Source organism: Aliiroseovarius sp. ABM4_368 (assembly GCF_056161205.1).
On the sequence record NZ_JBSWYR010000005.1, the window covers coordinates 78,528 to 99,893 of the forward strand.

The window sequence follows — 21,366 nt, forward strand, 5'->3', positions numbered from 1 at the left end:
GCCGCGTTTGAAATTTTAGGTTTAGCCCCAGCCCCAGCCCATAGCCCATCCTGCTTTATCATTTCCGCCCACTGCCGCAGCGTTCAGGGAAAACCGGTGGTGCCTCGTTAAAATTATATGTAGTGAGGCACAGAACTAGCCGCCGGTGTTGCGAACGTATATGCACGTATCGATATGCCAACGCCTGCTTGTTGGATACGAATTCAAACGTGCCTTTCGCCCTTTGGTAAGAGGGTTTGAAAGACGAAGAGGGTAACAAAGTGCGCGATAAGCAAACGTTCTTGACGCCAATCCCGACCCGCTGGGTTGGTCCGCTTGTATTAAAAGGCGATGTGGTCGACGGAGAGGTCAGCGTGCCCTTGGCAACCTTTGAAACCCCGCTTTGGCCGTCGACGGACCGGGGCGCGGGTGTGTCGCGGTACAGCGGCGGCATTCAGGTTTCTATGGTGGATGAACGCATGTCGCGATCCATCGCGTTGCGGGCGCCGTCAGGTGCTGCTGCTGTCGCCGCGTGGCACCGGATTGAAGCGCAGTTCGACAAGGTGGCCGAAATCATCGCCACCACCAGCCGTTTCGCCCGCCTTGTAAAGCTGAACCGGCAGATCGCGGGCAATCTTCTATTTGTGCGCGTGGAATGCGCGACGGGGGATGCGTCGGGGCACAATATGGTGACCAAGGCCGCCGAGGCGGTGCTGGAGTGGATCCTAGCCGATCAGCCCGAGCTGAGCTATTCGTCCATTTCCGGCAATCTGTGCACCGACAAGAAGGCCTCGGCCGTCAACGGCCTGCTGGGACGCGGCAAATACATGATCGCCGAGATCGAGATCCCGCGGAAAATCCTGACGCGGATGCTGCGCACGGATGCCGACAAGATGGTTCTTTTGAACCACGAGAAAAACTATGTCGGTGGTAATCTGGCGGGGTCACTGCGCAGTGCCAACGCGCATTTTGCCAATATGTTGCTGGCATTCTATCTGGCCACCGGGCAAGATGCTGCGAACATTATCGAGGGATCTCAGGGGTTGGTCACCTGCGAGAAGCGCGGTGAAGACCTGTATTTCGCCTGTACCTTGCCCAACCTGATCATGGGATCGGTGGGCGCGGGCAAAGGCAACGCAGTGGTCGAAGAAAACCTTGCGCGAATGGGCTGCAAGGAAGACCGGCCTGCAGGGGAAAACGCACGGCGTCTGGCGGGGATTTGTGCCGCTGTGGTGCTGTGTGGGGAATTGTCGCTTCTGGCAGCGCAGACAAATCCGGGGGAACTGGTACGGACGCATATGGAAATGGAACGGTGAGCAAAGACACGGTTGATCGCAGCGTCGCGGGGCGCAAGCTGGAGCACATCCGTGCGCTTCAGTCCGACCCGCAAGTGGAACGTCAGGCCAGCGGCTTTGACGACATTACGCTGACACATCGTGCGCTTCCGGAACTGGACATGGACGCGGTTGATCCGTCCTGCACCTTTCTGGGCAAGCCTCTGTCGTTTCCGCTGGTGATCTCGTCCATGACCGGGGCGGCGGGTGATGAGTGTCTGCGGATCAACCGCAATCTGGCCATCGCCGCGCAAGAAACTGGGATTGCCATGGCCGTTGGATCGCAGCGCGTGATGTTCACCGACCCGGATGCGAAATCCAGCTTTGCCCTGCGCGAATTTGCACCTGACGTGCCGCTTCTGTCAAATCTGGGTGCGGTGCAGCTGAACAAGGGCTTCACCGTCGACCACTGCCGCGCGGCGGTCGAGGTACTGAACGCCGATGCGCTTTATCTGCACCTGAACCCGCTGCAAGAGGCTGTGCAGCCCGAAGGGGATCGGGATTTCTCGGGTCTGGCAGAAAAGATCGCCCATGTGGCGCGCGAGCTTGACGTCCCCGTTGTGTTGAAAGAGGTCGGATCGGGCCTGTCCAGAAAAGACGTCGAGCTTGGGTTTGACGCGGGCATCCGCCATTTCGATGTGGCGGGGCGGGGCGGCACATCTTGGAGCCGGATCGAATATCACCGCCGGTCCGAGGATGATGACGATCTGGGGCTGGTCTTTCAGGACTGGGGTCTGACGACAGTGCAAAGCGTCATTGGCGCGCGCAAAACCCTGTCGGGTTACGCGACGAAATCCACTCTGATCGCCAGCGGCGGTATTCGCGACGGCGTAGATATGGCAAAAAGCGTCATACTGGGGGCGGACTTGTGCGGCGTTGCCGCGCCGTTTTTGGCGGCTGCTCAAGATTCAAGCGACAGCGTGGTGCGACGAATTAGGAAGTTCCAAAAAGAGTTCACGACTGCCATGTTCCTTTTGGGAGCAGCGGATATTCGCGGCCTTGCGGGGAACACCTCACTTATTCATTCGGTAGAAGACGGAACAAAATGATCAAAACTGGCATTGAGGCGATCAGCTTTTACACGCCTCACCGATATATAAGTCTGGCAACTTTGGCCAAACAGCAGGGGATTGACCCCGAGAAGTTTTCGCGCGGGATCGGGCAGGACAAGATTGCGCTGCCGGGCCATGACGAAGACATCGTGACCATGGCCGCCGAGGCCGCGCGCCCGCTGATTGATCGTTATGGGGTCGACGGGATCGACACCATTCTGTTCGCCACCGAAACGGGCATCGACCAGTCCAAGGCAGCGGGCATCTATGTACACCGTCTGCTGGGTCTGTCCCCGAACTGTCGCAATGTGGAACTGAAGCAAGCCTGCTATTCCGCGACGCCCGCCTTGCAACTGGCCTGCAGCTATGTCGCGCGCCGGCCTGACCGCAAGGTGCTGGTGATTGCCTCGGACGTGGCGCGCTATGACCGCGACAGTTCGGGCGAGGCGACGCAAGGCGCGGGCGCTGTGGCAATGCTGATTAGCGCAGATCCGAAAGTGCTGGAAATCGGCGCGGTGTCGGGTCTGTTCAGCGAAGACATCATGGATTTCTGGCGGCCAAACCACCGCCGTACCCCGTTGTTTGACGGCAAGTTCTCGACCCTGCGGTATCTGAACGCCTTGGTCGAAGCTTGGCGGGATTACGAGGCGAATGGCGGCAAATCTTATGAAGAGTTTTCGCGCTTCTGCTATCACTTGCCATTCTCGCGCATGGGGGAAAAGGCGCACCGTCATCTGGCGAAAAACGCCAAGGCGACCTTGGACATGGATCAGGCGCTGCCGGGGATGCTGTATAACCGCGTGGTGGGCAACAGCTATACCGCGTCGATCTATCTGGCGCTGATCTCGACCTTGGAAAACGCGGACGAGGATCTGTCGGGCAAGTCCATCGGCCTGTTTTCCTATGGTTCTGGAGCAACGGGCGAGTTCTTCGATGCAACGGTCGTGCCAGGCTATCAGGACCATTTGTTCACCGAGCAGCATCAAGCCATCTTGGACGACCGTGTTTCCGTCAGCTATGAAGACTATGTTGAGCTTTGGGGTGCACCCGAGGCAAAAGATGGCGAAGAGCTGATCCTGGCTGACGAGGCCCGGGGGCGCTATAGACTGGCAAGCATTGATGATCACAAGCGCATCTACGTCGACAAAACCGCCTGAGGCATCGGGCGTGTCGATCGCCCATTCGCCCGGCAAGCTGATCCTGTCGGGCGAGCATTCCGTGCTTTACGGCGGGCCCGCGCTGGCGATGGCGCTTGCGCAATACACCGAGGTCGAGTTCATCCCCCAAGGCCCAGGCGAAGGTTTGCGCACCGCGTTTGAAAACCTGTCCTCGGGCGTGAACTATCCTTTCAAGGTGCTGCACAAGCTGAAGACCACGCTGGACGAACGGTTTGACCAGTTCAAACGCGGCGAGCTTTTGGTGCATGAAATTCTGACTCATCCCGACGATTTGGCGGTCTATACGCTGTCGTCTTTGTTGCAGGACCATGAAGGCAGCAAGGGCACGTCGGTTTCGGGGTTCGGGGCTGTGGGGCATCTGCCTTATCCGGGGCAATTGTCCAGCCGGTCGGACCTTCCGATTGGTGCGGGGCTTGGGTCGTCGGCGGCGGTGGTTGCGGCGACGACGGTTCTGTTTGAAACCCTACTGGACCGCCATAAAACGCTGGATGAACGCTATGAGCGGGTGCGGTTTTGCGAGCGGTTGAAACACGGCAAGGCAGGTCCGATTGACGCTGCTGCCGTGGTGCGCGGGGGGCTTGTTCAGGTCCACAATGGCGATTTGAGCGTCCCAAGCGTCGATGCCGCACATGGGCTGGAAGAAGGCGACGGTTGGTACTGGGTCCTGCATGGGCGGCCCGAAAGCTCGACCGGGGAATGCGTGGCTCAGGTCCGGGCGCAGCACCAGAAGGACACCGCGTTGTGGCAGGCTTTTGCCACCTGCACCAACGCATTAACGCAGGCTTTGTCGGATGGCGGTGACGTGATCCCCGTGCTGCGGGAAAACCAGTCGTTACTAGAGCGGATTGGCGTCGTGCCCGAGCCTGCGCAGGATTTCGTGAAAGAGATTTCTGCCCTTGGTGGCGGGGCCAAGATATGCGGCGCTGGATCCGTCAAAGGCGCGGGCGGCGGCGCGGTGTTGGTACGTCTGAAAGACCACGACGCAATGGTCGGGCTGATGCAAAGCCACCCCGGAAAAACGTGGTCCAAATTGCGTATGGCACCAAAAGGCGCCAGCTCGGGCCCGGCACCTGTCCACGACACTGGGACCGAGGGACCGCGCCTATGAGGCGGATCACAGCCAGCGCGCCGGGATCGATCATGATCACTGGCGAACATGCCGTTGTTTATGGCCACCGCGCGATTGTTGCGGCCGTTGAACAGCGGGTGACGGTTGTGTTGACGGAACGTGCGGACCGGATGGTGCGGATCGCTTCGCAGATCGCGGACCCATTGGAGGCACCGTTGGATGCGCTGCCCAAGTCGCATGCGTATCGCTTTGTTCTGGCCTGCATCGCCGCGCATCAAACCCACATCCCGACGGGGTTTGACCTGACCATCACGTCCCAAGTCGACCCGACGCTTGGGCTTGGATCTTCGGCGGCGGTCACCATTGCCGTTTTGGGTGCGCTTGGCGCATTCACTGGCGCGGGCGTTGCCGACATTCATCAAACCGCCGTGTCGATCATTCAAGACATTCAAGGGCGCGGTAGCGGGGCGGATTTGGCGGCCAGTCTGACGGGCGGCATGATCAGCTATCGCGCGCCACCCGCCGCGCAGATTGTCAGCTTGCCGACCCCTCCTGTTTTGGCGCTGCGATACGCGGGATACAAAACGCCCACGGCCGAGGTGCTGGCCCTGATCGCGGATCGGATGCGAGGGAACGAGCAGACCTATCAGGACCTCTATGCCGAAATGGGAGCCGAGGCCGAGCGCGCCATCGCTGCCGCCGAGGCCCTGAACTGGCCCGGTTTTGCAGCCAGCCTGACCGCCTATCAGACATTGATGGAGCAGCTTGGCGTGTGCGATCAGACCTTGGCGCAGATCATCGCGGATGCGGGCAGGGATCCCGACCTGCTGGCAGCCAAGATCTCGGGCTCGGGGCTTGGGGATTGCGTGGTCGCGTTGGGGGCGGTGCCTGATGGGTTCACAAAGGCCGAACTGGCCATGGAAGGATTGATCATTCATGAATGACGCAGCCAAACAGGTGATCCAAACGGCGATGGCATCCGCAAGTGCCCCGCAAGAATTTGCGGCCTATGCGCCCAGCAACATCGCCCTGTCGAAATACTGGGGCAAACGTGACCGTGCCCGGAACCTGCCGCTGAACAGCTCGTTCTCGATTTCTCTGGCAGAATGGGGGTCGCACACGCAGGTCGGCCCGTCCGAGGATGGGCAGGATCACGTGACTTTGGGCGGCGAGGCGTTGTCCTTGGACACGCCCTTCGCCGCCAAGGCGCTGCGCTTTGCGGACCTGTTTCGCGGCGACGGTGGCACCCCTTTGCGGATTGAAACCAATAACACCATTCCGACGGCTGCAGGGCTTGCATCCTCGGCGTCGGGATTTGCCGCGCTGACCCGCGCGTTGTGTGGAAGTTTCGGCCTGAACGACGTGCTGGACGAGGCGCAGATGAGCCTGATTGCAAGGCTGGGCAGCGGGAGCGCCACAAGGTCGCTGTGGCATGGGTTTGTGCGCTGGGATAAGGGCGCGCGCGAGGATGGCGGCGACAGTTTCGCCCGTCCGATGGACCTGCATTGGCCTGCGTTTCGCATTGCCATTCTGCCCGTGGATATCGGCCCGAAATCGCATTCGTCGCGCGATGGGATGAACCACACGGTTGCCACCAGCCCCTTGTTCCAAAGCTGGCCCGCGCAGGCCGAGGTCGATTGCGACGCGATCGAGCACGCCACCCGCGCGCAGGATTTTCAAACCTTGGGCGCTTTGGTCGAAGCCAACGCTTTGGCGATGCACGCCACCATGCAGGCCGCGCGGCCCGCGCTGACCTATTTGACGGCGGAAAGCTGGTCCCTGTTGGATCGGTTGTGGCAGGCGCGCAAAGAAGGGCTTTTGGCCTTTGCCACGATGGATGCGGGCGCGAATATCAAGCTGATTTTCTTGGATGATGCCACGTCGGATGTGCAGCAGGTCTTCCCGCAGGCGCAGGTGATTGTGCCCTTCTCGCAGGGGTAGGGTTTGCAGAAAAATACGTGAAAGGGGTGCCGTCCAATGCTGAGCAATTCTGATCTGCTCGAGCTGACAAAGCTGCGACGTGACCTGCACCGCCGACCCGAGCTGTCGGTGGAAGAGGTCGAGACCGCAAAGACGATTGTGCGGGAACTGGCACCGCTTGCGCCTACCAAGGTGCTGACCGGGCTTGGCGGGCACGGGGTTGCGGCGGTGTTTGACAGTGGCAAAGATGGCCCGACGGTTCTGTTTCGCGCCGAGCTGGACGCGCTGCCCATTCAGGAAAAATCAGACAACGAATGGGTGTCCGAGGTGCCGGGGAAGGGGCATCTCTGCGGGCATGATGGGCATATGATGTTCCTGATGGGGCTAGGTCGTATTCTGTCGCGCCGCCCTGTTGAACGGGGCCGCGTGGTCTTGATGTTCCAACCGGCCGAGGAAGACGGCAGCGGTGCGCGCGCCGTGGTGGCTGACCCTGCCTTTGCCCAGATCAAACCCGATTGGGCCTTTGCCATTCACATCGAACCGGGGCGGCCTTGGGGGTTTGTGTCCACCCGCGTCGGGCTGGTCAATTGCGCCTCGCAAGGGCTGCGGATCACGCTGACGGGAAAGACCGCGCATGTCGCCGATCCCGAAGACGGCGTGTCGCCCGCGCAGGCGGTTGCGAAAATTGTCCCCGCGCTTGAAGCGTTGGGCCGTGGCGGCAAGTTGGACGATGATTTCCGGCTGGTCACGGTGACCCACTTCCAAGTTGGCGAACCCAGTTTCGGCGTCGCGCCGGGGGATGGGGTGATCTATGCGACGCTGCGCACCGCGCACGATGACGCCATGGCGGGCATCGCGGACGAAGCCCGCGCTTTGGCCCGAAAGTTCGCCGACGAGGCCGGGCTTGAGATCTCGTTCGATGTGTTTGACGACTTCGCCGTGTCGATCAACGATGCCGAGGCGACGGGCGTTGCCACTGGCGCGATGGATGCGCTTGGGATCGAAAACGGAGACCTTGGCCTGCCCATGCGCGCGTCCGAGGATTTCGGCGTGTTCGGTTGGGACGCCAAGGCCGCGATGCTGTGCATGGGCCCGGGCGAGGATTACGCCGCGCTGCACAATCCCGACTATGATTTCCCCGACGATCTGCTGCCAACGGGTGTTTCGATCTTTGAACGCATCGCACGGGATCTGCTGGGCGGCTAAGCCTGTTTGGCAGGATCAGAGGTTCCAGCTGAACCCGGTTTTCTTTTCGGACAGCGCCCACAACCGTTCCATGACGGACTTATCATAGGCATGGGGCTGTAGCGTGCCACGGCCAACCGGGCCGACAAACTGTGCGCGACCTGTGGGGCCATAAAGCGCGCGTTGTTCCAACCCGTCCTCGGTCGCGCACATGACTTCGGGCCACGAACCGCGCTCGGCCGATTGTGTGATGGGCAGTTTGGTCATAATCCAGAACATGATCCGCGTTGCCAGATTGCCGCTGGTCGTAATCAGCGAGGTCCGCGACGAACCGGGGTGGCAGACCAAGACCTGAACGTCGGTTTTACCTGCGGCGACCAGCCGATCCTGAAGCTCATACGCAAACATCATCTGCGCCAGCTTGCTTTGCGAATAGGTCTTGTTCTGGTGGTAATTCTTGTCCCAGTTCATATCGTCAAACTGGATTGTCTTGATGCCCATGTTATAGCCAAGGCTGCTGACCACCACGATACGGCCTTTGCTGTCCTCGATCCGCCCAAACAGCAGACCGGCCAGCAGGAAGTGGCCATAATGATTGGTACCCAACATGCTTTCGAACCCATCCTCGGTCAGGCGCTGTTCGGGCACCTGCGCGATGGCGGCGTTGCACATCAGCGCGTCGATTTGCGGGACGGTTTTCAGCACCTCGTCAGCCGCCTCGCGCACCGACGCAAGCGAGGCCAAATCCATGCGGATAAAGCTGACATCGGTATCCGCGCCGAACTCTTGTTTCAAATCGGCAATTGCGGCTTTCGATTTCTCGGCCGAGCGGTTCAGCATCACCACCTTGGCCCCTTTGTTCAAAAGCGTCCGCGCGGCCTGAAATCCTGCACCGCCATTAGCGCCTGTGATCAGGAAGGTTTTGCCGGTAAGGTCGCCAAGGCGATCCGGGGTCCAGCCATCGGGTCCAAAAGTTGTATCTGCCATTATCTCTCTCCTGCCAGCGGGTCTGGCGTTTTGCGTTATCCTGAAATGTAGATAACTGTCACCATGCAGCGCAGACAGATCAAATACTCGCGTATACTTGCCTGATTGTCTCAGCCCCATTGTAATGTGTAATCCACCGTGCCAGCTTGACCGCATGAGCAAAGACCAAATCAAACACCTTATCGACCACCACCTTCCTGAAGATGGGTTGATCGAAACAGCGCTGAAAGGCGTGCACCTGTTTCGTGTCACAGAAGCTGTGCCCTGCGTGCCAGCAGTCTATGAACCCACCGTCGTTGCCATCGTCAGCGGGCTGAAAGAGGCCATCTTGGACGGCGCGCATCATGTCTATGACAGCAGCCAATATATGCTGTGTCCGATGACAATGCCGGTCGAGGCAGGGACGCCGCAAGCCTCTCCCGAGAACCCGTTGATTGGGGTCATGATCTCTCTGGATGCGCGGGTGATGCGTGAATTGGCGCTTGAGGTTGAAACCGCAACGGGCGCACATCGCAATTCCGGGACCGCCGCGCCACAAGGTTTGGCGCTGGCGCGTTGGGATCGGGGTTTCACGCAGGCGCTGGTCAGGTTGTTAGAGCTGCTCGACAATCCGCTGGACGTGGCAGTGCTGGGGCCGGGACGCCTGCGGGAGCTGTACTATGCCGTGCTGATGGGCGAGGCCGGGGCGGCGGCGAAGCGCGCCTTTGGCGTTGGCAACGAAATCGCGCGAACGATCGACTATGTCTCGACCCGATTGAACGAACCCGTCACCATCGACGACATGGCCGCGCAAGTCGGGATGAGCCGTGCGGTGTTCCACCGCCGGTTCAAGGAAGCGACGACCATGTCGCCCATCCAGTTCGTCAAATCCATGCGCCTGAACAACGCCGCAATGCAGATCGCGGGCGGCAAGACCGTATCTGAAGCGGCTTTCGACGTGGGATATACCAGCCCCTCGCAATTCAGCCGCGAGTTCAAACGCATGTACGGGCAGTCTCCGCGACAGTGGAGCAACGAGGCGCAGCTTCCCATGGGTCTGATGTAAGCGGGCGGTTAGGCCACCGCTGACGAGGCCAACAAAGACCGAGAATATTCGTGCTTCGCCGTGCCCTGACGCAGGTCTTCGGTTTGCATCACCTCGACAATCTCGCCGTCTTTCATGACGGCCAGCCGATCGCACATATGGCCGATCACCGGCAAATCATGCGAGACCATCAGATAGGTCAGCTTGTGTTCGTCGCGCAGGTCGGTCAGCAGGTTCAGGATCTCGGCCTGCACGGACACATCCAGCGCCGAGGTCGGTTCGTCCAGCAGCAGGATATCCGGCTCGCCCGCCAAGGCGCGCGCCACGGCGACGCGTTGGCGCTGCCCGCCCGAGATCTGGTGCGGATAGCGGAAGCGGAATTTCCCGCCCAGACCCACGTCATCCAGCAGCTTGACCACGCGGTTGTCGATGTCTTTGATCCCATGAAGATGCAGCGTTTCGCTGAGCACCTGATCGACGGTGTGACGCGGATGCAGCGACGCATAGGGGTCTTGGAACACCATCTGCACGGTTTTATAGAACGCGCGGTCCCGCTTGGCGCCGGACAGGGGAGCGCCTTCGACGGTGATCTCGCCCGACCATGTGGGGGCAAGGCCGGTGATGGCTTTCAGGATGGTGGATTTGCCTGATCCGCTTTCCCCGACCAGACCAAAGCTTTCGCCCACCTGCACATCGAAATTAGCGTCACGCACAGCGTCGACGCGTTCATGATGCGCGCCGAACCAGACGTTTAGGTTCTTGATCGATAGTGCCGTCATCGCGTGCCTCGTACGCTGTCTTCTTTGGTCCATGCCTCGTCCCGCTCAAGCACTTCCAAATACTTCCGTGGTTGATCCAGACGCGGCAAGGAATTCAAGAGCCCTTGGGTATAGGGATGCTTGGCTTCATGTAGTTTGTCGGCCTCGCAGACCTCGACAATGCGGCCGGCATACATGATCAGCACGCGGTCACAAAATTCGGACACAAGGTTCAGGTCGTGGCTGATAAAGATCAGGCCCATGCCGCGTTCCTTCACCAGACTGTCCATGATATCAAGCACTTGCCGCTGGACCGAGACATCCAAGGCCGAGGTCGGTTCATCCGCAATCAGGATTTGCGGATCCGGGATCAGCATCATCGCAATCATAATCCGCTGCCCCATCCCGCCTGACATTTCATGCGGATAGGCGCGCATGACCCGTTCGGGGTCGCGGATCGACACGGCCTTCAACATCTCGATTGCTTTGGCGCGGGCCTGCGATTTCGAGGTGTTGTTGTGCAGAAGATAGGCTTCCATGATCTGATCGCCGATGGTCATCACCGGATTCAACGAGAATTTGGGATCCTGCATCACCATCGAGATTTTCTGGCCGCGCACCTCGCGCATCTCGGGTTCGGTCAGGTCCAGAAGGTTCTGGCCCTCAAGCTTGATGGCGTCAGCTTCGACCATGCCGGGTTTGCGGATCAGACGCAGGATGGCGCGGCCAGTCATCGACTTGCCAGACCCGCTTTCGCCCACAATGCCCAGCCGTTCTCGTTCTAGGTTGAACGACACCCCGCGCACCGCATCAAAGATGCCCTGACGGGTGGGGAAGCGCACCCAGAGGTTTTCAACTTCAAGCAGGCTCATTGGCTTCCATCCTTCGGGTCAAGTACGTCACGCAGCCCATCGCCCAGCAGGTTGAAGGCCAGCGAGACAGTGAAAATGGCAAGGCCGGGGACGGTGGCGACCCACCAGTGATCCAGAATAAAGCGACGACCTTCGGAAATCATCGCGCCCCATTCCGGGCTGGGTGGTTGCGCGCCAAGGCCAAGGAAACCAAGGCCTGCAGCGGCCAGAATGATCCCCGCCATGTCCAGCGTGACGCGCACAATCAAGGACGAGATACAAAGCGGCCAGATGTGTTTGGTGATGATGCGGATCGCACCCGCGCCTTGCAGGCGGATCGCGCTGATATAGTCGGCGGATCGGATGGTCAGCGTTTCAGCCCGAGCAATCCGTGCATAAGGCGGCCATGCGGTCAGCGAAATGGCCAAGACGGCGTTTTCGATCCCTGCACCAAGGGCGGCGACAAAGGCCAGCGCCAGTACCAAGCGGGGGAAGGCCAGAAAGATGTCGGTGATGCGCATCAGGATCGTGTCGGTCCAGCCGCCCGCATATCCGGCGACCGTTCCCACCAAAAGGCCCGCCACGGGCGCAATCAGTGCGACCAAGGCCACAATGTAAAGCGTGATGCGAGAGCCATAGATCAGGCGGCTTAGGATGTCGCGGCCCAGACTGTCGGTGCCAAGAATATGCCCTTCTGTTCCAAGGGGTTGCAGGCGGTTGCTAAGGCTTTGCTGGAACGGATCATGGGGCGACAGCAACGGCGCGAGCAGAGCAACCAGCAGAAGCGCCAGCAAAATGCCCAGTCCGAACATGGCCATCGAGTTTCCCCGAAGCGTCAGCCATCCCTGATACAGGTTCGCCAGTCGTGCATGGCGTCGCGAGGTCGGCGCGTCGGTCATCAGCCACGCGCGCCAGTTTTGTTGGTTTGTCGTCATGTCGCTCATTTCGACCTCGGATCAAAGACGCGGTACAGCAGATCAGACAGGATGTTCAGGCAGATGAAGATCAGACCGATGACCACGGTGCCGCCCAGAACTGCGTTCATATCCGCGCTTAGAAGGGCGGTGGTGATATAGCTGCCAATGCCCGGCCACGAGAAGATGATCTCGGTCAAAACCGAACCTTCCAGTAGGTTGGCGTAGCTGAGCGCGATCACGGTGATCAGCTGTACGCGGATGTTTTTGAAGGCATGGCGCCAGATCACGGCGCGTTCAGACAGGCCTTTGACGCGGGCGGTGGTGACGTATTCGGCAGACAGTTGCTCCAGCATGAAGGACCGTGTCATGCGGCTGATATAGGCCAGCGAATAATACCCCAGCAGCGAGGCAGGCAGCACGATATGCGAGAAGGCATTGCGGAAGACCGACCAGTCGCCTGCAATGGCGCTGTCGATCAGGATCATGCCGGTGCGGGTTGGCACGATGTCTTGATAGAAGATGTCCAAACGGCCGGGTCCACCCACCCAACCAAGGATGCCGTAGAAGACCAAAAGACCCATCAGACCCAGCCAGAAGATCGGCATGGAGTAGCCCACCAGCGCCACGACGCGGGCGATTTGGTCGATCCATGAGCCTCGGTTTACGGCGGCAACGACGCCCAGCGGAACGCCCAGAACGATGCCGATAAAGACGCCGATTGTGGCAAGCTCCATCGTGGCCGGGAACACACGGGCGATGTCTTCCGAAACCGGGCGCGCATTCAGAAGCGACATGCCAAAGTCACCGCGCACAACGTCCCAAAGATAGTAAAAGAACTGCACAATCAGTGGCTTGTCCAAGCCCAACTGCTCGTAAACAGCGTCATAGGTGGACTGCGAGGCGCGTTCACCGACGATGGCCAAAACCGGGTCAATGGGCATGACGCGTCCGATGACGAAAGTCACAAACAACAGCCCCAGCATTGTCACAGCGATCGAGCCAAGCGTCAGCAGAGCGCGCTTCACCCACGAGGAGAGAGGCGCGCGGCGCCTCTCTCGGTTAGTATCTGTGACCGCCATTTATTTGGTGATCGGCCAATAGGAAACTGCGGTGGTCGCGCCACCCAGATTCACGTTCTGCACATTGTCGCGCATTGCGGCCTGTTCGATCTTCTGGAACATAATAGCAAAGGGCGAGGTTTCACGGAACTCGGCCTGAATGTCCTGGTACATCATCTGGCGTTTTTCACGGTCATTCTCGACCACGGCAGCAGCGGTTTTTTCGGTTAGACCACCGGTGTCCCAGCTGTTGCGCCATGCCAAAAGCCCGGTGGCGTTCGCTTCGTCCGAGTTGTCGGGATTATAGGCAAATGTGCCAGCATTGGTGTGCGGGTCAGGATAGTCCGGGCCCCATGCGCCAATATAGACGTCCAGATTGCGGGCGCGGTATTCACCCAAGATCTGTTTGGCCGTGCCGACGGTGATGTTCAGCGTAATGCCGACCTGCGCCAAGGCGTTCTGGTATGCCTGAGCAATCTCGATCCGCTCTTGCGCCTCGCGCACACCAGCGTTCAGTTCCAGCCCCTCGGGCACACCTGCTTCTTCCAGAAGAGCCTTTGCCTTTTCGATATTCAGGCTGAACGGGTTCTCGTCCACGGCACCAAGGAAGGTGCGCGGCAGGAAGTTCTGGTGGGTTGTGTACTGACCGTTCAAGAAGCTGTTCTGCATCCCTTCATAGTCGACCAGATACTTCATGGCCTGACGCACCTGCGGCTTCGACAGCTCGGGGTGTTTCTGGTTGAACGACAGATACATCAGACGGCCACGCAGCTCGTCATGGATGGTGACACCTTCGGCGTCACGCGCACCGGCAATATCTTCCGGGTTCAGGTTGCGAGCCATGTCGATGTCACCGCGTTCAAGCAGCAAACGCTGCGAGGCGCTTTCCTGCACGTGGCGCACGATCACACGCTCCATCGCCGGAGCACCCAGATAGAAGTCTGGGTTCGATACCAGCGTTACGCTTTCATTCGGCTTCCAGCTGGCCAGCTTGTAAGCACCCGAACCGGCGGAATTGGTTTTCAGCCAAGCGTTGCCCATGTCGCCGTCAACTTCGTTGGCCATCACGGTTTTCATATCCACGACGCCGCCGATGGTCGATGTCAGACAGTTCAGAACGAACGAGGTCGCATAGGGCTTGTCGGTTTTGATTGTCACCGTGTTGCCGTCGGCCACAATGGTGTCCGCCACGTTTTCGGCGGTAAAGCCAAACTGGGTCAGGATGAATGCGGGCGTTTTGTTCAGGATAACCGCGCGGCGCAGCGAAAATTCGACATCTGCGGCGGTCACCGGATTGCCGGAATGGAAGGTCAGACCATCGCGGATGGTGAAGGTGATTGTCGATCCGTTGTCGGAGACTTCCCAGCTTTCCGCGATTTCGGGCTGATAGCCCGCATCAAGGTTCATCGGGTCAAAATTGACCAGCTTTTGATAGATGTTGCGGCTGACGTCCGAGCCAGCAAATTCAAAGCTTTCCGCCGGATCCAGCGTGGTGATGTCGTCAATCCGGTTTGCAATCACCAGCATATTGGCGGGCGTTTCCGCCACCACCGCAGGTGCGGCGGTCACGGCGATGGCCAGCCCAAGTGCGGCACTGGACATATAGCGTGTGAGCGAGTTCATAAGATAACCTCTCTGTTTATGTTGGATCTGGTGCGAATTGCCATCATGACCCCCAGGTCAGTTCCAGCACGCGCAGCCAGTTTTCATGGCACAGCTTTCTGATGAGATCCTCACCATATCCGTGCTCTTTCATTGCCTGTCTAAGTTTTGGAAGGCCGGACACTTCGGTCAAGTCCTTCGGGACGACTGCTCCGTCGTAGTCAGAGCCAAGACCGACACGGTCTTCGCCCAGTATGCCGATCAGATGGTCCAGATGTTTTATCATCTGTGTGATTGGGACATCTGCCAGCATTTTTCCGTCGTCGCGCAGAAACGCCACGGCGAAGTTCAACCCTACTATACCATCGCTTTCCGCAATTGCGCGCAATTGATCGTCGGTCAGATTGCGGGAATGGGGTGTAATGGCGTGGGCGTTGGAATGTGTCGCGACCAGCGGGGCTTCGGAATGTCGCGCGACGTCCCAGAAGCCAGCCTCGTTCAAGTGCGACAGATCCACCATAATTTTCAGGTCGTTACAGCGTTTGATCAGCGCCAGACCGTGATCTGTCAGCCCACCGCCTGTGTCCGGCGAGGATGGGAATTGAAACGGCACGCCTTCGCCATAGATGGTCGGGCGGCTCCAAACCGGACCGATGGATCGCAGCCCGGCCGCGTGCAGCACGTCCAGCATATGCAGATCTGCATCGATCGCCTCGGCGCCTTCCATATGCATGATTGCGGCCATCTTCCCGGCGGCAAAGGCGGCGCGCATGTCAGATGCGCTGCGGCAAATGTTCAGCGCGCCAAGGCGCTCCAGCTCGCGCAGGATTGAGATTTGCGAGGCGACCACCGGCAATGCGTCATTGCATTCAATCGCTTCAGGAAGCTCTAACGCATAGCTGTCTTTGGTCATTTCGTGGAACTTGTGTTCCAGATCAGTGGGCGAGGGGACGAAGACCGCAAAGAACCCGCCACCAAAGCCGCCTTGCTTGCTTTTCGGCAGGTCAATCGCGCCGTCATACCCGTTCACAAACGATGCGGCCTGCTGTGATCCACCTGCGCGGTAGAGTTTCAACAAGACGTCGTTGTGGCCATCAAAGATCAACGGTTCAGCAGAAGACACGGTCAGTAACCCCTAAGTTCGGGTTACTGTAGCAAAGGAAAATGTATTGTCTTAAGAAATGTCTATGCGTTTATGTCATACATCTATTCAATGATGGAATCGCCATGAAAAAGTCAGAACTTCAGCACTCGTTGCCCGAATATTATGCGTTTCGCGCAGTTATGCTGGCGGGCACGACGGTTGGTGCGGCACGTCAGTTGGGGATTTCTCAGTCCGCAGTCAGCCGATCCGTCGCCAATCTTGAAAGCAAGTTGGGGCAAACCCTGTTCGACCGCGAGGCGGGACGCCTGACGCCGACCGGGTCCGCCGTTCGCTTGAACCGCAGGCTTGATCCGCTGTTCGAGGCGCTGCGCCGCATTGATGGGCCGACCGAGCCCGTGCGCGAAAACCTGCGCCTGATCGCGCCCCCGACCTATGCGCATCGGTTTCTGGTGTCGTCCATCAGCAGATTTCTGAAGATGCACCCGGATTTTCACGTCAGTTTCGAAGTGAACACGTCAGAAGAGGTGACACGCGGCGTCATGGAGGATCGGTTTGATCTTGGCGTCGTGGGGGTCGAGATCAAGCGGTCCGAGTTGCAGCTGACACCCTATCGCAAGTCGTCAGCTGTTTGCGTCCTGCCCTTGGATCATCCATTGGCCACAAAGGCCGAGATCCAACCAGAGGATCTGCACGGGCAAGACATGGTCGCCCTGTCTTACCGTCACGAACGGCGCGGGCAGTTGGAACGTCTTTTGCATCAGGCGCGCGCGGAACCCAATGTGGTGGCCGAGGTCTCGACCTCGTTCGCGGCGGCGGATTTGGCGAAGGAAAAGGTCGGGCTTGCCGTGATCAATCCGTTTCCCTTGTACTACTACCGTTCGGATGATCTGGCCTTTGTGCCGTTCCGGTCGCCGATCCGGTATCAAAGCTATTTCGTGACGTCGGGCACGCGCCCAACCCCTCGTACCGCGCGGGTGTTTATGCGGCATTTGCGGCTGCACACGCCAAGCGACCCTTTCTCGCAGAAGGCCTAGGGGCGCGGAGTTGGGGCAGGGTTACCGGCTGCGCCGGGCGTTCTGCACCCAAGCCACGATCAACTGGCGGTCTTCCGGGTCCATTTCGACCGCGTTGGGGGGTGGCATGGCGTGGGTGCGTCCGGCTTGCAGATAGATCTGGTCGGCGTGGCGCGCCACATCAGATTCCGTTTCCAAAACGACGCCTTTCGGGGGCCAATGCATCCCGTCCCATGACGGTTCACGCGCATGGCACATCGAGCAATTGCCGATCACCGCGTAATATGCGTCTTCAAATCCTTCGGATGCCGCGAACTTTTGTTCGTAAGGCGTCAGGGCGCGGGCCTCGGCGTCGTCATAGCTGTTTGTGCCGGGGACAGTCGACAGCCACGCGATAAGCATCATCAGGATCGCGGTCACTCCCCATGTCCAGTTTGGTCCTTTGCCGGTCTTGTGCATGGTGTTGAAGTAATGGCGGATGGTGACGCCGGTCAGGAAAATCAGGCTGGCGATGATCCACGCGTGCTGCGTCGCGAAGGCCAGCGGATAGTGGTTGGACAGCATCAGGAATACGACAGGCAGCGTTAAATAGTTGTTGTGTGTCGAACGCACCTTGGCGATCTTGCCGTATTTCGCATCTGGCGTGCGGCCATTTTTCAAGTCATCCACAACGATGCGCTGATTGGGCATGATTTGGAAAAACACGTTTGCGGTCATGATCGTCGCGGTGAACGCGCCCAGATGCAGAAGGGCGGCGCGGCCGGTGAAAATCTGGTTATAACCCCACGACATCACCACAAGGATGGCGAACAGAAGCAGCATCAAAAGGGTGGGGTTTTCGCTGAGTTTGGATTTGCACATCTGGTCATAAAGCAGCCAGCCGATGGTCAGCGACCCGCCCGAGATCACGATACCCTGCCACAGGGACAGATCGGCCTTGGTGGGGTCCAGAAGGAACAGCTCGCCCCCGACCCAATAGATGATCATCAAAAGCGCGGCCCCCGACAGCCAGGTCGTATAGCTTTGCCATTTGTGCCATGTCAGATGCTCGGGCATCTCGGATGGGGCAACCATGTATTTGACGGTGTGATAAAAGCCGCCTCCGTGGACCTCCCATTCTTCGCCATGGGCGCCGACGGGCAGGTTGGGGTTGGGCTTTAACATCAGGTCCAGCGCGATGAAATAAAAGGACGCGCCGATCCACGCCATCGCCGTTACCACATGCAACCACCGCACGCAGAACGCGATCCAATCCCACAGAATTGCCAGATCGTACATTTCGGTCCCTCCGACTTTCAACAGACCGACCCTAGCCTAGGATTTCGGCCTCTGCCATCATGGAAATTATCTGAAGGTTTCTGAACTCACTGCCGCACACTGACAGCGCAGGCTCTGCACCCAGCCGCATGAATTTTTTGCGTTTCGAGATCAAGGGCTCAGGCCGTGCCTGTTTCCTCGCAATAAAGCGCGGACAGTTTCTGTGCAGCGATTTGTAGAGGCTCGAGGAAGTCGATGAGCTGCTCCATGCTGCAGCGTTGCACCGGGGTGTGGGTCGACAGGGTGGCCATCAACCGGCCTTGCTGATCGAGGACCGGAACGCCGATGGCAGCCATGCCGGTCATGAATTCTTCATTGTCGGTCGAATATCCGCGCTTGCGCGTTATCCTCAGTTCTTCGATCAGATCGTCGGGCGAGGTGAAGGTCTTGTCCGTCATCCGCTGAAGAGGGTGGGCGTTCAGGACGCCTTTCAGGGTTGGGGTGCGCAGGCTGGACAGGTACATCTTGCCGCTAGCGGTGCAGTGGAAAGGCACCTGCGTGCCGATGGGCAGTTGAATGCGCAGGGGCCATTTGGTTTCCACACGATCAAGATAGGTCATGCCCTCGCGGTCGGGGGTGGCCAGATTGCAGGTCTCGCCCAACTCCTCGGCGACGCCTTTCAGGATGGCCAGACGGGCGGTGCGCAGACGTTCGGACGACACGGTGTTCACTGCCATGGTGCGCAAACGCGGACCGGGGCCATAGGCGGCCCCGTCCAGATCTCGTTGGAGAAACCCTTCGGCCTCGGCGGTTTGCAAAAGGCGATGCAGGGTGGGTTTGGGAAGCCCGAGCGTATCGATCAATTGAACGGGACGGACGGGCACGCCAAGGCGCGCGACCTCTTCTAATATCAACAGCAACCGAAGATTGGTCGGAATTTGAGAGGAAGAAGAGGTCGTCGCGTCGTTAGGCATCGCTTCTCGGTCTATCTGTTTGGCAAAAGGATCAACGCCAAGTCCGGAACCAATGAAACCAGTATCCAAACGCCGATCAGGGCTGCAAGATAAGGAACCGTATAGCGTAGAAGTCGGAAATATGGAACGCCTGTCACGCCCGAGGCCACATATAGGTTTAGACCATAGGGCGGCGTGATAAATCCGATAGATGCGCCGACAAGGAAAATGACCGAGAAATGGATCGGATCAATGCCAACCGAGGCCGCAATGGGCGCAAGGATCGGGGCCAGAATGATCGTCACCGGAAGGCTTTCCAGAACCATGCCCGAGAAGAACACGATCACCATCGAGGTGAACAGAACCGCATAATAGCCACCCATCGAGGTCACGAAGTCTCCGATGCTTTGTTGTGCGCCCAGAAGCGACAGGATCTGTTGCATGACGACCGAGATCGCAATCAGAGGGGCCAAGATGCCGCTGATCTGTGCGGACCGCACCACGATCGACGGGATCTGCGGGATGCTGAAGCCTTCGACCACGAACATCTCGGCATAGCTTTTTTCAGACACGGGTTTGTTCCCGTCTGATCCCATGATCTTGTTCAAGGGATAGCTGATCAGACCTGCGATCACGCAGAAGCCAACGGTTACGCCAGCCGCTTCGGTTGGCGAGAATTTACCTGTATAGATCCCCCACAGGACAAGCCCGATGGCGAAGAAACCCAGCCATGCGCCGAACGCGGTTTTCAATACGCGGTTCAGTTCAAACGGGATCAGATACCCCCAGCCGTTGATGCGGCAGATGATCCAGCAGGCAAACTGCATTCCGAAGACCATCAGCGCGCCGGGCAAGATGCCCGCAACGAACAGGTCCGAGATCGGCAGGTTCAGCAAGAAGCCATAGACGATGAAGATGATCGAGGGCGGGATGATGATCCCGACGGTACCGCCAGCCGCAGCTGTCGCCGCCGAGAAGCGTTCGTCATAGCCGCCTTTGACCATTTCCGGGTGCAGCATCGACCCGATCGTCGCCGTCGTGGCCGAGTTCGAGCCCGAGATCGCCGCGAACAGACCGCAAGCGCCCAGCGATGCCATCGCCAGTCCGCCGCGCAGCCAGCCCAGACAGGCATAGGCAAAGTCGGACAGCCTTCGGGCGATGCCGGATTGGTTGATCAAGTCACCCGTCAGGATGAACAGGGGCATCGCCAGAAGGGCAAAGCCTTTGTTGAAGACGTTCATCAGCTCGGCGCCCATATTGTCCAAGGTCAGCCCAAGGACAAAGGAACAGCCCAGCACCCAATAGGCGATGACCAGCAGCACCGGCACGCCCAACATGAATAAAGCCGTGACCCCCAAAGAGATCAGAGTGACCAAAGTTCCATCTGTCATCACGTATCTCCTCCGATAACGGCTTGTTTGATCATCTGGTTGCCGCTTCGATAGTTTGCGATGTCCTCGAACAGGTTCTCAAAGACACGGGCCGTCATAAGAATAGCCGAAAGCGGGACAGTGATCAGGAACCACCACTGCATGGTGTTGTCGGTGCCCAGAACGATCTGGAAGTTGGAGGCAGACAAAGCGGTCGCGCGTGACGTCGTAACAACGATGATGACTGCAAAGATGAACCACAGGATGGCGTCCAGAAACAGGCAGGCCATCTGACCCGTGCGGGGCATGGCAGTGCGGAATTCTGCGAAGCTGAGGTGGGTGCGCAGGCGAACGTTAAAGGCCGCGCCGAACCACGCCATGATCATGAACAGCAAGGGCGGGATGGTTGTGGACCAAGGTTGCTGGTTCGAGAAGACGAACCGGTCAATCACGCCCCAGAAGATGATGAACGCAATCGCCAAATAGCTATAGACCATGATCGACCGTTCCAGATGACGGTCCAGCCAAGGCACGCGTTTATAAATCCACAGGACAAGCAGCCCAAAGACCGCGGTTGCAACCGCGCCAACGACCCATGCCGTGTCTGGTTGCAGCGCGGATCGTATTTCATAACTGTCCAGCGACGCAAAGGCGCTGAAAATAGCGCCGATGTCAGACCAAAAGCTCATGGTCTCCTCCCTTGTATGATCGTCCGTTCATGATTCTTAGACGCGAACGTCGATAGAAATCGGCA

General features: G+C 58.9%; 20 protein-coding genes. 9 read left to right on the top strand and 11 right to left on the bottom strand.

Features of this window, described 5'->3' with window-relative positions; genetic code table 11:
- The first annotated feature begins 260 nt into the window (after window positions 1-260).
- Genes ACXAH3_RS14695 through ACXAH3_RS14725 form a run of 7 tightly spaced genes read left to right on the top strand, consistent with a single transcriptional unit; the run spans window position 261 to window position 7,738 of the window.
- Window positions 261-1,295: a hydroxymethylglutaryl-CoA reductase gene (locus ACXAH3_RS14695; RefSeq protein WP_474862851.1), complete on the top strand. Its 1,035-nt coding sequence runs from the start codon at window positions 261-263 to the stop codon at window positions 1,293-1,295.
- Entirely contained in the window at window positions 1,292-2,362 is a 1,071-nt protein-coding gene (gene fni / locus ACXAH3_RS14700) for a type 2 isopentenyl-diphosphate Delta-isomerase (protein ID WP_474862852.1), read from the top strand. The genes ACXAH3_RS14695 and fni overlap by 4 nt, the downstream gene beginning before the upstream one ends.
- Window positions 2,359-3,522 (top strand): hydroxymethylglutaryl-CoA synthase, encoded by a 1,164-nt coding sequence (locus ACXAH3_RS14705; protein WP_474862853.1) that lies wholly within the window; start codon window positions 2,359-2,361, stop codon window positions 3,520-3,522. The genes fni and ACXAH3_RS14705 overlap by 4 nt, the downstream gene beginning before the upstream one ends.
- The gene (locus ACXAH3_RS14710; protein ID WP_474862854.1) at window positions 3,485-4,651 is read left to right on the top strand and encodes a mevalonate kinase family protein; all 1,167 of its coding nucleotides are present in this window, start codon (window positions 3,485-3,487) and stop codon (window positions 4,649-4,651) included. Before ACXAH3_RS14705 ends, ACXAH3_RS14710 begins: the two co-directional genes overlap by 38 nt.
- Window positions 4,648-5,556, top strand: a complete 909-nt coding sequence (locus ACXAH3_RS14715) for a mevalonate kinase family protein (RefSeq protein ID WP_474862855.1) — start codon at window positions 4,648-4,650, stop codon at window positions 5,554-5,556. The genes ACXAH3_RS14710 and ACXAH3_RS14715 overlap by 4 nt, the downstream gene beginning before the upstream one ends.
- Window positions 5,549-6,553 carry a diphosphomevalonate decarboxylase gene (gene mvaD / locus ACXAH3_RS14720; protein WP_474862856.1) on the top strand — a complete coding sequence of 335 codons (1,005 nt, stop codon included), beginning with the start codon at window positions 5,549-5,551 and terminating at the stop codon, window positions 6,551-6,553. Before ACXAH3_RS14715 ends, mvaD begins: the two co-directional genes overlap by 8 nt.
- Before the next feature lie 36 nt (window positions 6,554-6,589).
- Window positions 6,590-7,738 carry an amidohydrolase gene (locus tag ACXAH3_RS14725; RefSeq protein WP_474862857.1) on the top strand — a complete coding sequence of 383 codons (1,149 nt, stop codon included), beginning with the start codon at window positions 6,590-6,592 and terminating at the stop codon, window positions 7,736-7,738.
- Between the two features lie 15 nt (window positions 7,739-7,753).
- Here the strand turns inward: ACXAH3_RS14725 and ACXAH3_RS14730 are convergent, their stop codons facing one another.
- Complete coding sequence (locus ACXAH3_RS14730) at window positions 7,754-8,704, bottom strand: SDR family oxidoreductase (RefSeq protein WP_474862858.1); 951 nt, start codon at window positions 8,702-8,704, stop codon at window positions 7,754-7,756.
- Between the two features lie 154 nt (window positions 8,705-8,858).
- Between ACXAH3_RS14730 and ACXAH3_RS14735 the strand changes: the two genes are divergently transcribed.
- Window positions 8,859-9,749: an AraC family transcriptional regulator gene (locus ACXAH3_RS14735; protein ID WP_474862859.1), complete on the top strand. Its 891-nt coding sequence runs from the start codon at window positions 8,859-8,861 to the stop codon at window positions 9,747-9,749.
- Between the two features lie 8 nt (window positions 9,750-9,757).
- Here the strand turns inward: ACXAH3_RS14735 and ACXAH3_RS14740 are convergent, their stop codons facing one another.
- From ACXAH3_RS14740 to ACXAH3_RS14765, 6 genes are read right to left on the bottom strand one after another with little or no spacing between them, the layout of a single operon-like run.
- Window positions 9,758-10,507 (bottom strand): ABC transporter ATP-binding protein, encoded by a 750-nt coding sequence (locus tag ACXAH3_RS14740; protein ID WP_474862860.1) that lies wholly within the window; start codon window positions 10,505-10,507, stop codon window positions 9,758-9,760.
- Entirely contained in the window at window positions 10,504-11,358 is an 855-nt protein-coding gene (locus ACXAH3_RS14745; protein ID WP_474862861.1) for an ABC transporter ATP-binding protein, read from the bottom strand. Before ACXAH3_RS14745 ends, ACXAH3_RS14740 begins: the two co-directional genes overlap by 4 nt.
- Window positions 11,355-12,281, bottom strand: coding sequence for a nickel transporter permease (nikC, locus tag ACXAH3_RS14750; RefSeq protein WP_474862862.1), 927 nt, complete (start codon window positions 12,279-12,281; stop codon window positions 11,355-11,357). Before nikC ends, ACXAH3_RS14745 begins: the two co-directional genes overlap by 4 nt.
- Window positions 12,278-13,333, bottom strand: a complete 1,056-nt coding sequence (locus tag ACXAH3_RS14755; RefSeq protein ID WP_474862863.1) for an ABC transporter permease — start codon at window positions 13,331-13,333, stop codon at window positions 12,278-12,280. Before ACXAH3_RS14755 ends, nikC begins: the two co-directional genes overlap by 4 nt.
- Window positions 13,334-14,935, bottom strand: a complete 1,602-nt coding sequence (locus tag ACXAH3_RS14760) for an ABC transporter substrate-binding protein (RefSeq protein WP_474862864.1) — start codon at window positions 14,933-14,935, stop codon at window positions 13,334-13,336.
- A 43-nt stretch (window positions 14,936-14,978) separates the two neighbouring features.
- Window positions 14,979-16,043, bottom strand: a complete 1,065-nt coding sequence (locus ACXAH3_RS14765) for a dipeptidase (protein WP_474862906.1) — start codon at window positions 16,041-16,043, stop codon at window positions 14,979-14,981.
- Between the two features lie 98 nt (window positions 16,044-16,141).
- On the opposite strand from ACXAH3_RS14765, the gene ACXAH3_RS14770 reads away from it, so the two are divergent.
- Window positions 16,142-17,053 carry a LysR family transcriptional regulator gene (locus tag ACXAH3_RS14770; RefSeq protein ID WP_474862865.1) on the top strand — a complete coding sequence of 304 codons (912 nt, stop codon included), beginning with the start codon at window positions 16,142-16,144 and terminating at the stop codon, window positions 17,051-17,053.
- 21 nt (window positions 17,054-17,074) lie between these two features.
- On the opposite strand, the gene ACXAH3_RS14775 is transcribed toward ACXAH3_RS14770, so the two are convergent.
- From ACXAH3_RS14775 to ACXAH3_RS14790, 4 genes are all read right to left on the bottom strand, one after another.
- Window positions 17,075-18,310 carry a urate hydroxylase PuuD gene (locus ACXAH3_RS14775; protein ID WP_474862866.1) on the bottom strand — a complete coding sequence of 412 codons (1,236 nt, stop codon included), beginning with the start codon at window positions 18,308-18,310 and terminating at the stop codon, window positions 17,075-17,077.
- Between the two features lie 158 nt (window positions 18,311-18,468).
- Complete coding sequence (locus tag ACXAH3_RS14780; protein ID WP_474862867.1) at window positions 18,469-19,263, bottom strand: IclR family transcriptional regulator; 795 nt, start codon at window positions 19,261-19,263, stop codon at window positions 18,469-18,471.
- 11 nt (window positions 19,264-19,274) lie between these two features.
- Entirely contained in the window at window positions 19,275-20,633 is a 1,359-nt protein-coding gene (locus ACXAH3_RS14785) for a TRAP transporter large permease (protein WP_474862868.1), read from the bottom strand.
- Entirely contained in the window at window positions 20,633-21,301 is a 669-nt protein-coding gene (locus tag ACXAH3_RS14790) for a TRAP transporter small permease (RefSeq protein WP_474862869.1), read from the bottom strand. Before ACXAH3_RS14790 ends, ACXAH3_RS14785 begins: the two co-directional genes overlap by 1 nt.
- Window positions 21,302-21,366 lie beyond the last annotated feature (65 nt).

What these genes read in the sequence shown, in the direction of transcription:
- ACXAH3_RS14705 (WP_474862853.1), top strand. Translation starts at nt 2,359, where the DNA reads ATGATCAAAACTGGCATTGAGGCGATCAGCTTTTACACGCCTCACCGA.
- ACXAH3_RS14710 (WP_474862854.1), top strand. Translation starts at nt 3,485, where the DNA reads ATGATCACAAGCGCATCTACGTCGACAAAACCGCCTGAGGCATCGGGC.
- ACXAH3_RS14715 (WP_474862855.1), top strand. Translation starts at nt 4,648, where the DNA reads ATGAGGCGGATCACAGCCAGCGCGCCGGGATCGATCATGATCACTGGC.
- mvaD (WP_474862856.1), top strand. Translation starts at nt 5,549, where the DNA reads ATGAATGACGCAGCCAAACAGGTGATCCAAACGGCGATGGCATCCGCA.
- ACXAH3_RS14725 (WP_474862857.1), top strand. Translation starts at nt 6,590, where the DNA reads ATGCTGAGCAATTCTGATCTGCTCGAGCTGACAAAGCTGCGACGTGAC.
- ACXAH3_RS14730 (WP_474862858.1), bottom strand. Translation starts at nt 8,704, where the DNA reads ATGGCAGATACAACTTTTGGACCCGATGGCTGGACCCCGGATCGCCTT.
- ACXAH3_RS14735 (WP_474862859.1), top strand. Translation starts at nt 8,859, where the DNA reads ATGAGCAAAGACCAAATCAAACACCTTATCGACCACCACCTTCCTGAA.
- ACXAH3_RS14740 (WP_474862860.1), bottom strand. Translation starts at nt 10,507, where the DNA reads ATGACGGCACTATCGATCAAGAACCTAAACGTCTGGTTCGGCGCGCAT.
- ACXAH3_RS14745 (WP_474862861.1), bottom strand. Translation starts at nt 11,358, where the DNA reads ATGAGCCTGCTTGAAGTTGAAAACCTCTGGGTGCGCTTCCCCACCCGT.
- nikC (WP_474862862.1), bottom strand. Translation starts at nt 12,281, where the DNA reads ATGAGCGACATGACGACAAACCAACAAAACTGGCGCGCGTGGCTGATG.
- ACXAH3_RS14755 (WP_474862863.1), bottom strand. Translation starts at nt 13,333, where the DNA reads ATGGCGGTCACAGATACTAACCGAGAGAGGCGCCGCGCGCCTCTCTCC.
- ACXAH3_RS14760 (WP_474862864.1), bottom strand. Translation starts at nt 14,935, where the DNA reads ATGAACTCGCTCACACGCTATATGTCCAGTGCCGCACTTGGGCTGGCC.
- ACXAH3_RS14770 (WP_474862865.1), top strand. Translation starts at nt 16,142, where the DNA reads ATGAAAAAGTCAGAACTTCAGCACTCGTTGCCCGAATATTATGCGTTT.
- ACXAH3_RS14775 (WP_474862866.1), bottom strand. Translation starts at nt 18,310, where the DNA reads ATGTACGATCTGGCAATTCTGTGGGATTGGATCGCGTTCTGCGTGCGG.
- ACXAH3_RS14780 (WP_474862867.1), bottom strand. Translation starts at nt 19,263, where the DNA reads ATGCCTAACGACGCGACGACCTCTTCTTCCTCTCAAATTCCGACCAAT.
- ACXAH3_RS14785 (WP_474862868.1), bottom strand. Translation starts at nt 20,633, where the DNA reads ATGACAGATGGAACTTTGGTCACTCTGATCTCTTTGGGGGTCACGGCT.
- ACXAH3_RS14790 (WP_474862869.1), bottom strand. Translation starts at nt 21,301, where the DNA reads ATGAGCTTTTGGTCTGACATCGGCGCTATTTTCAGCGCCTTTGCGTCG.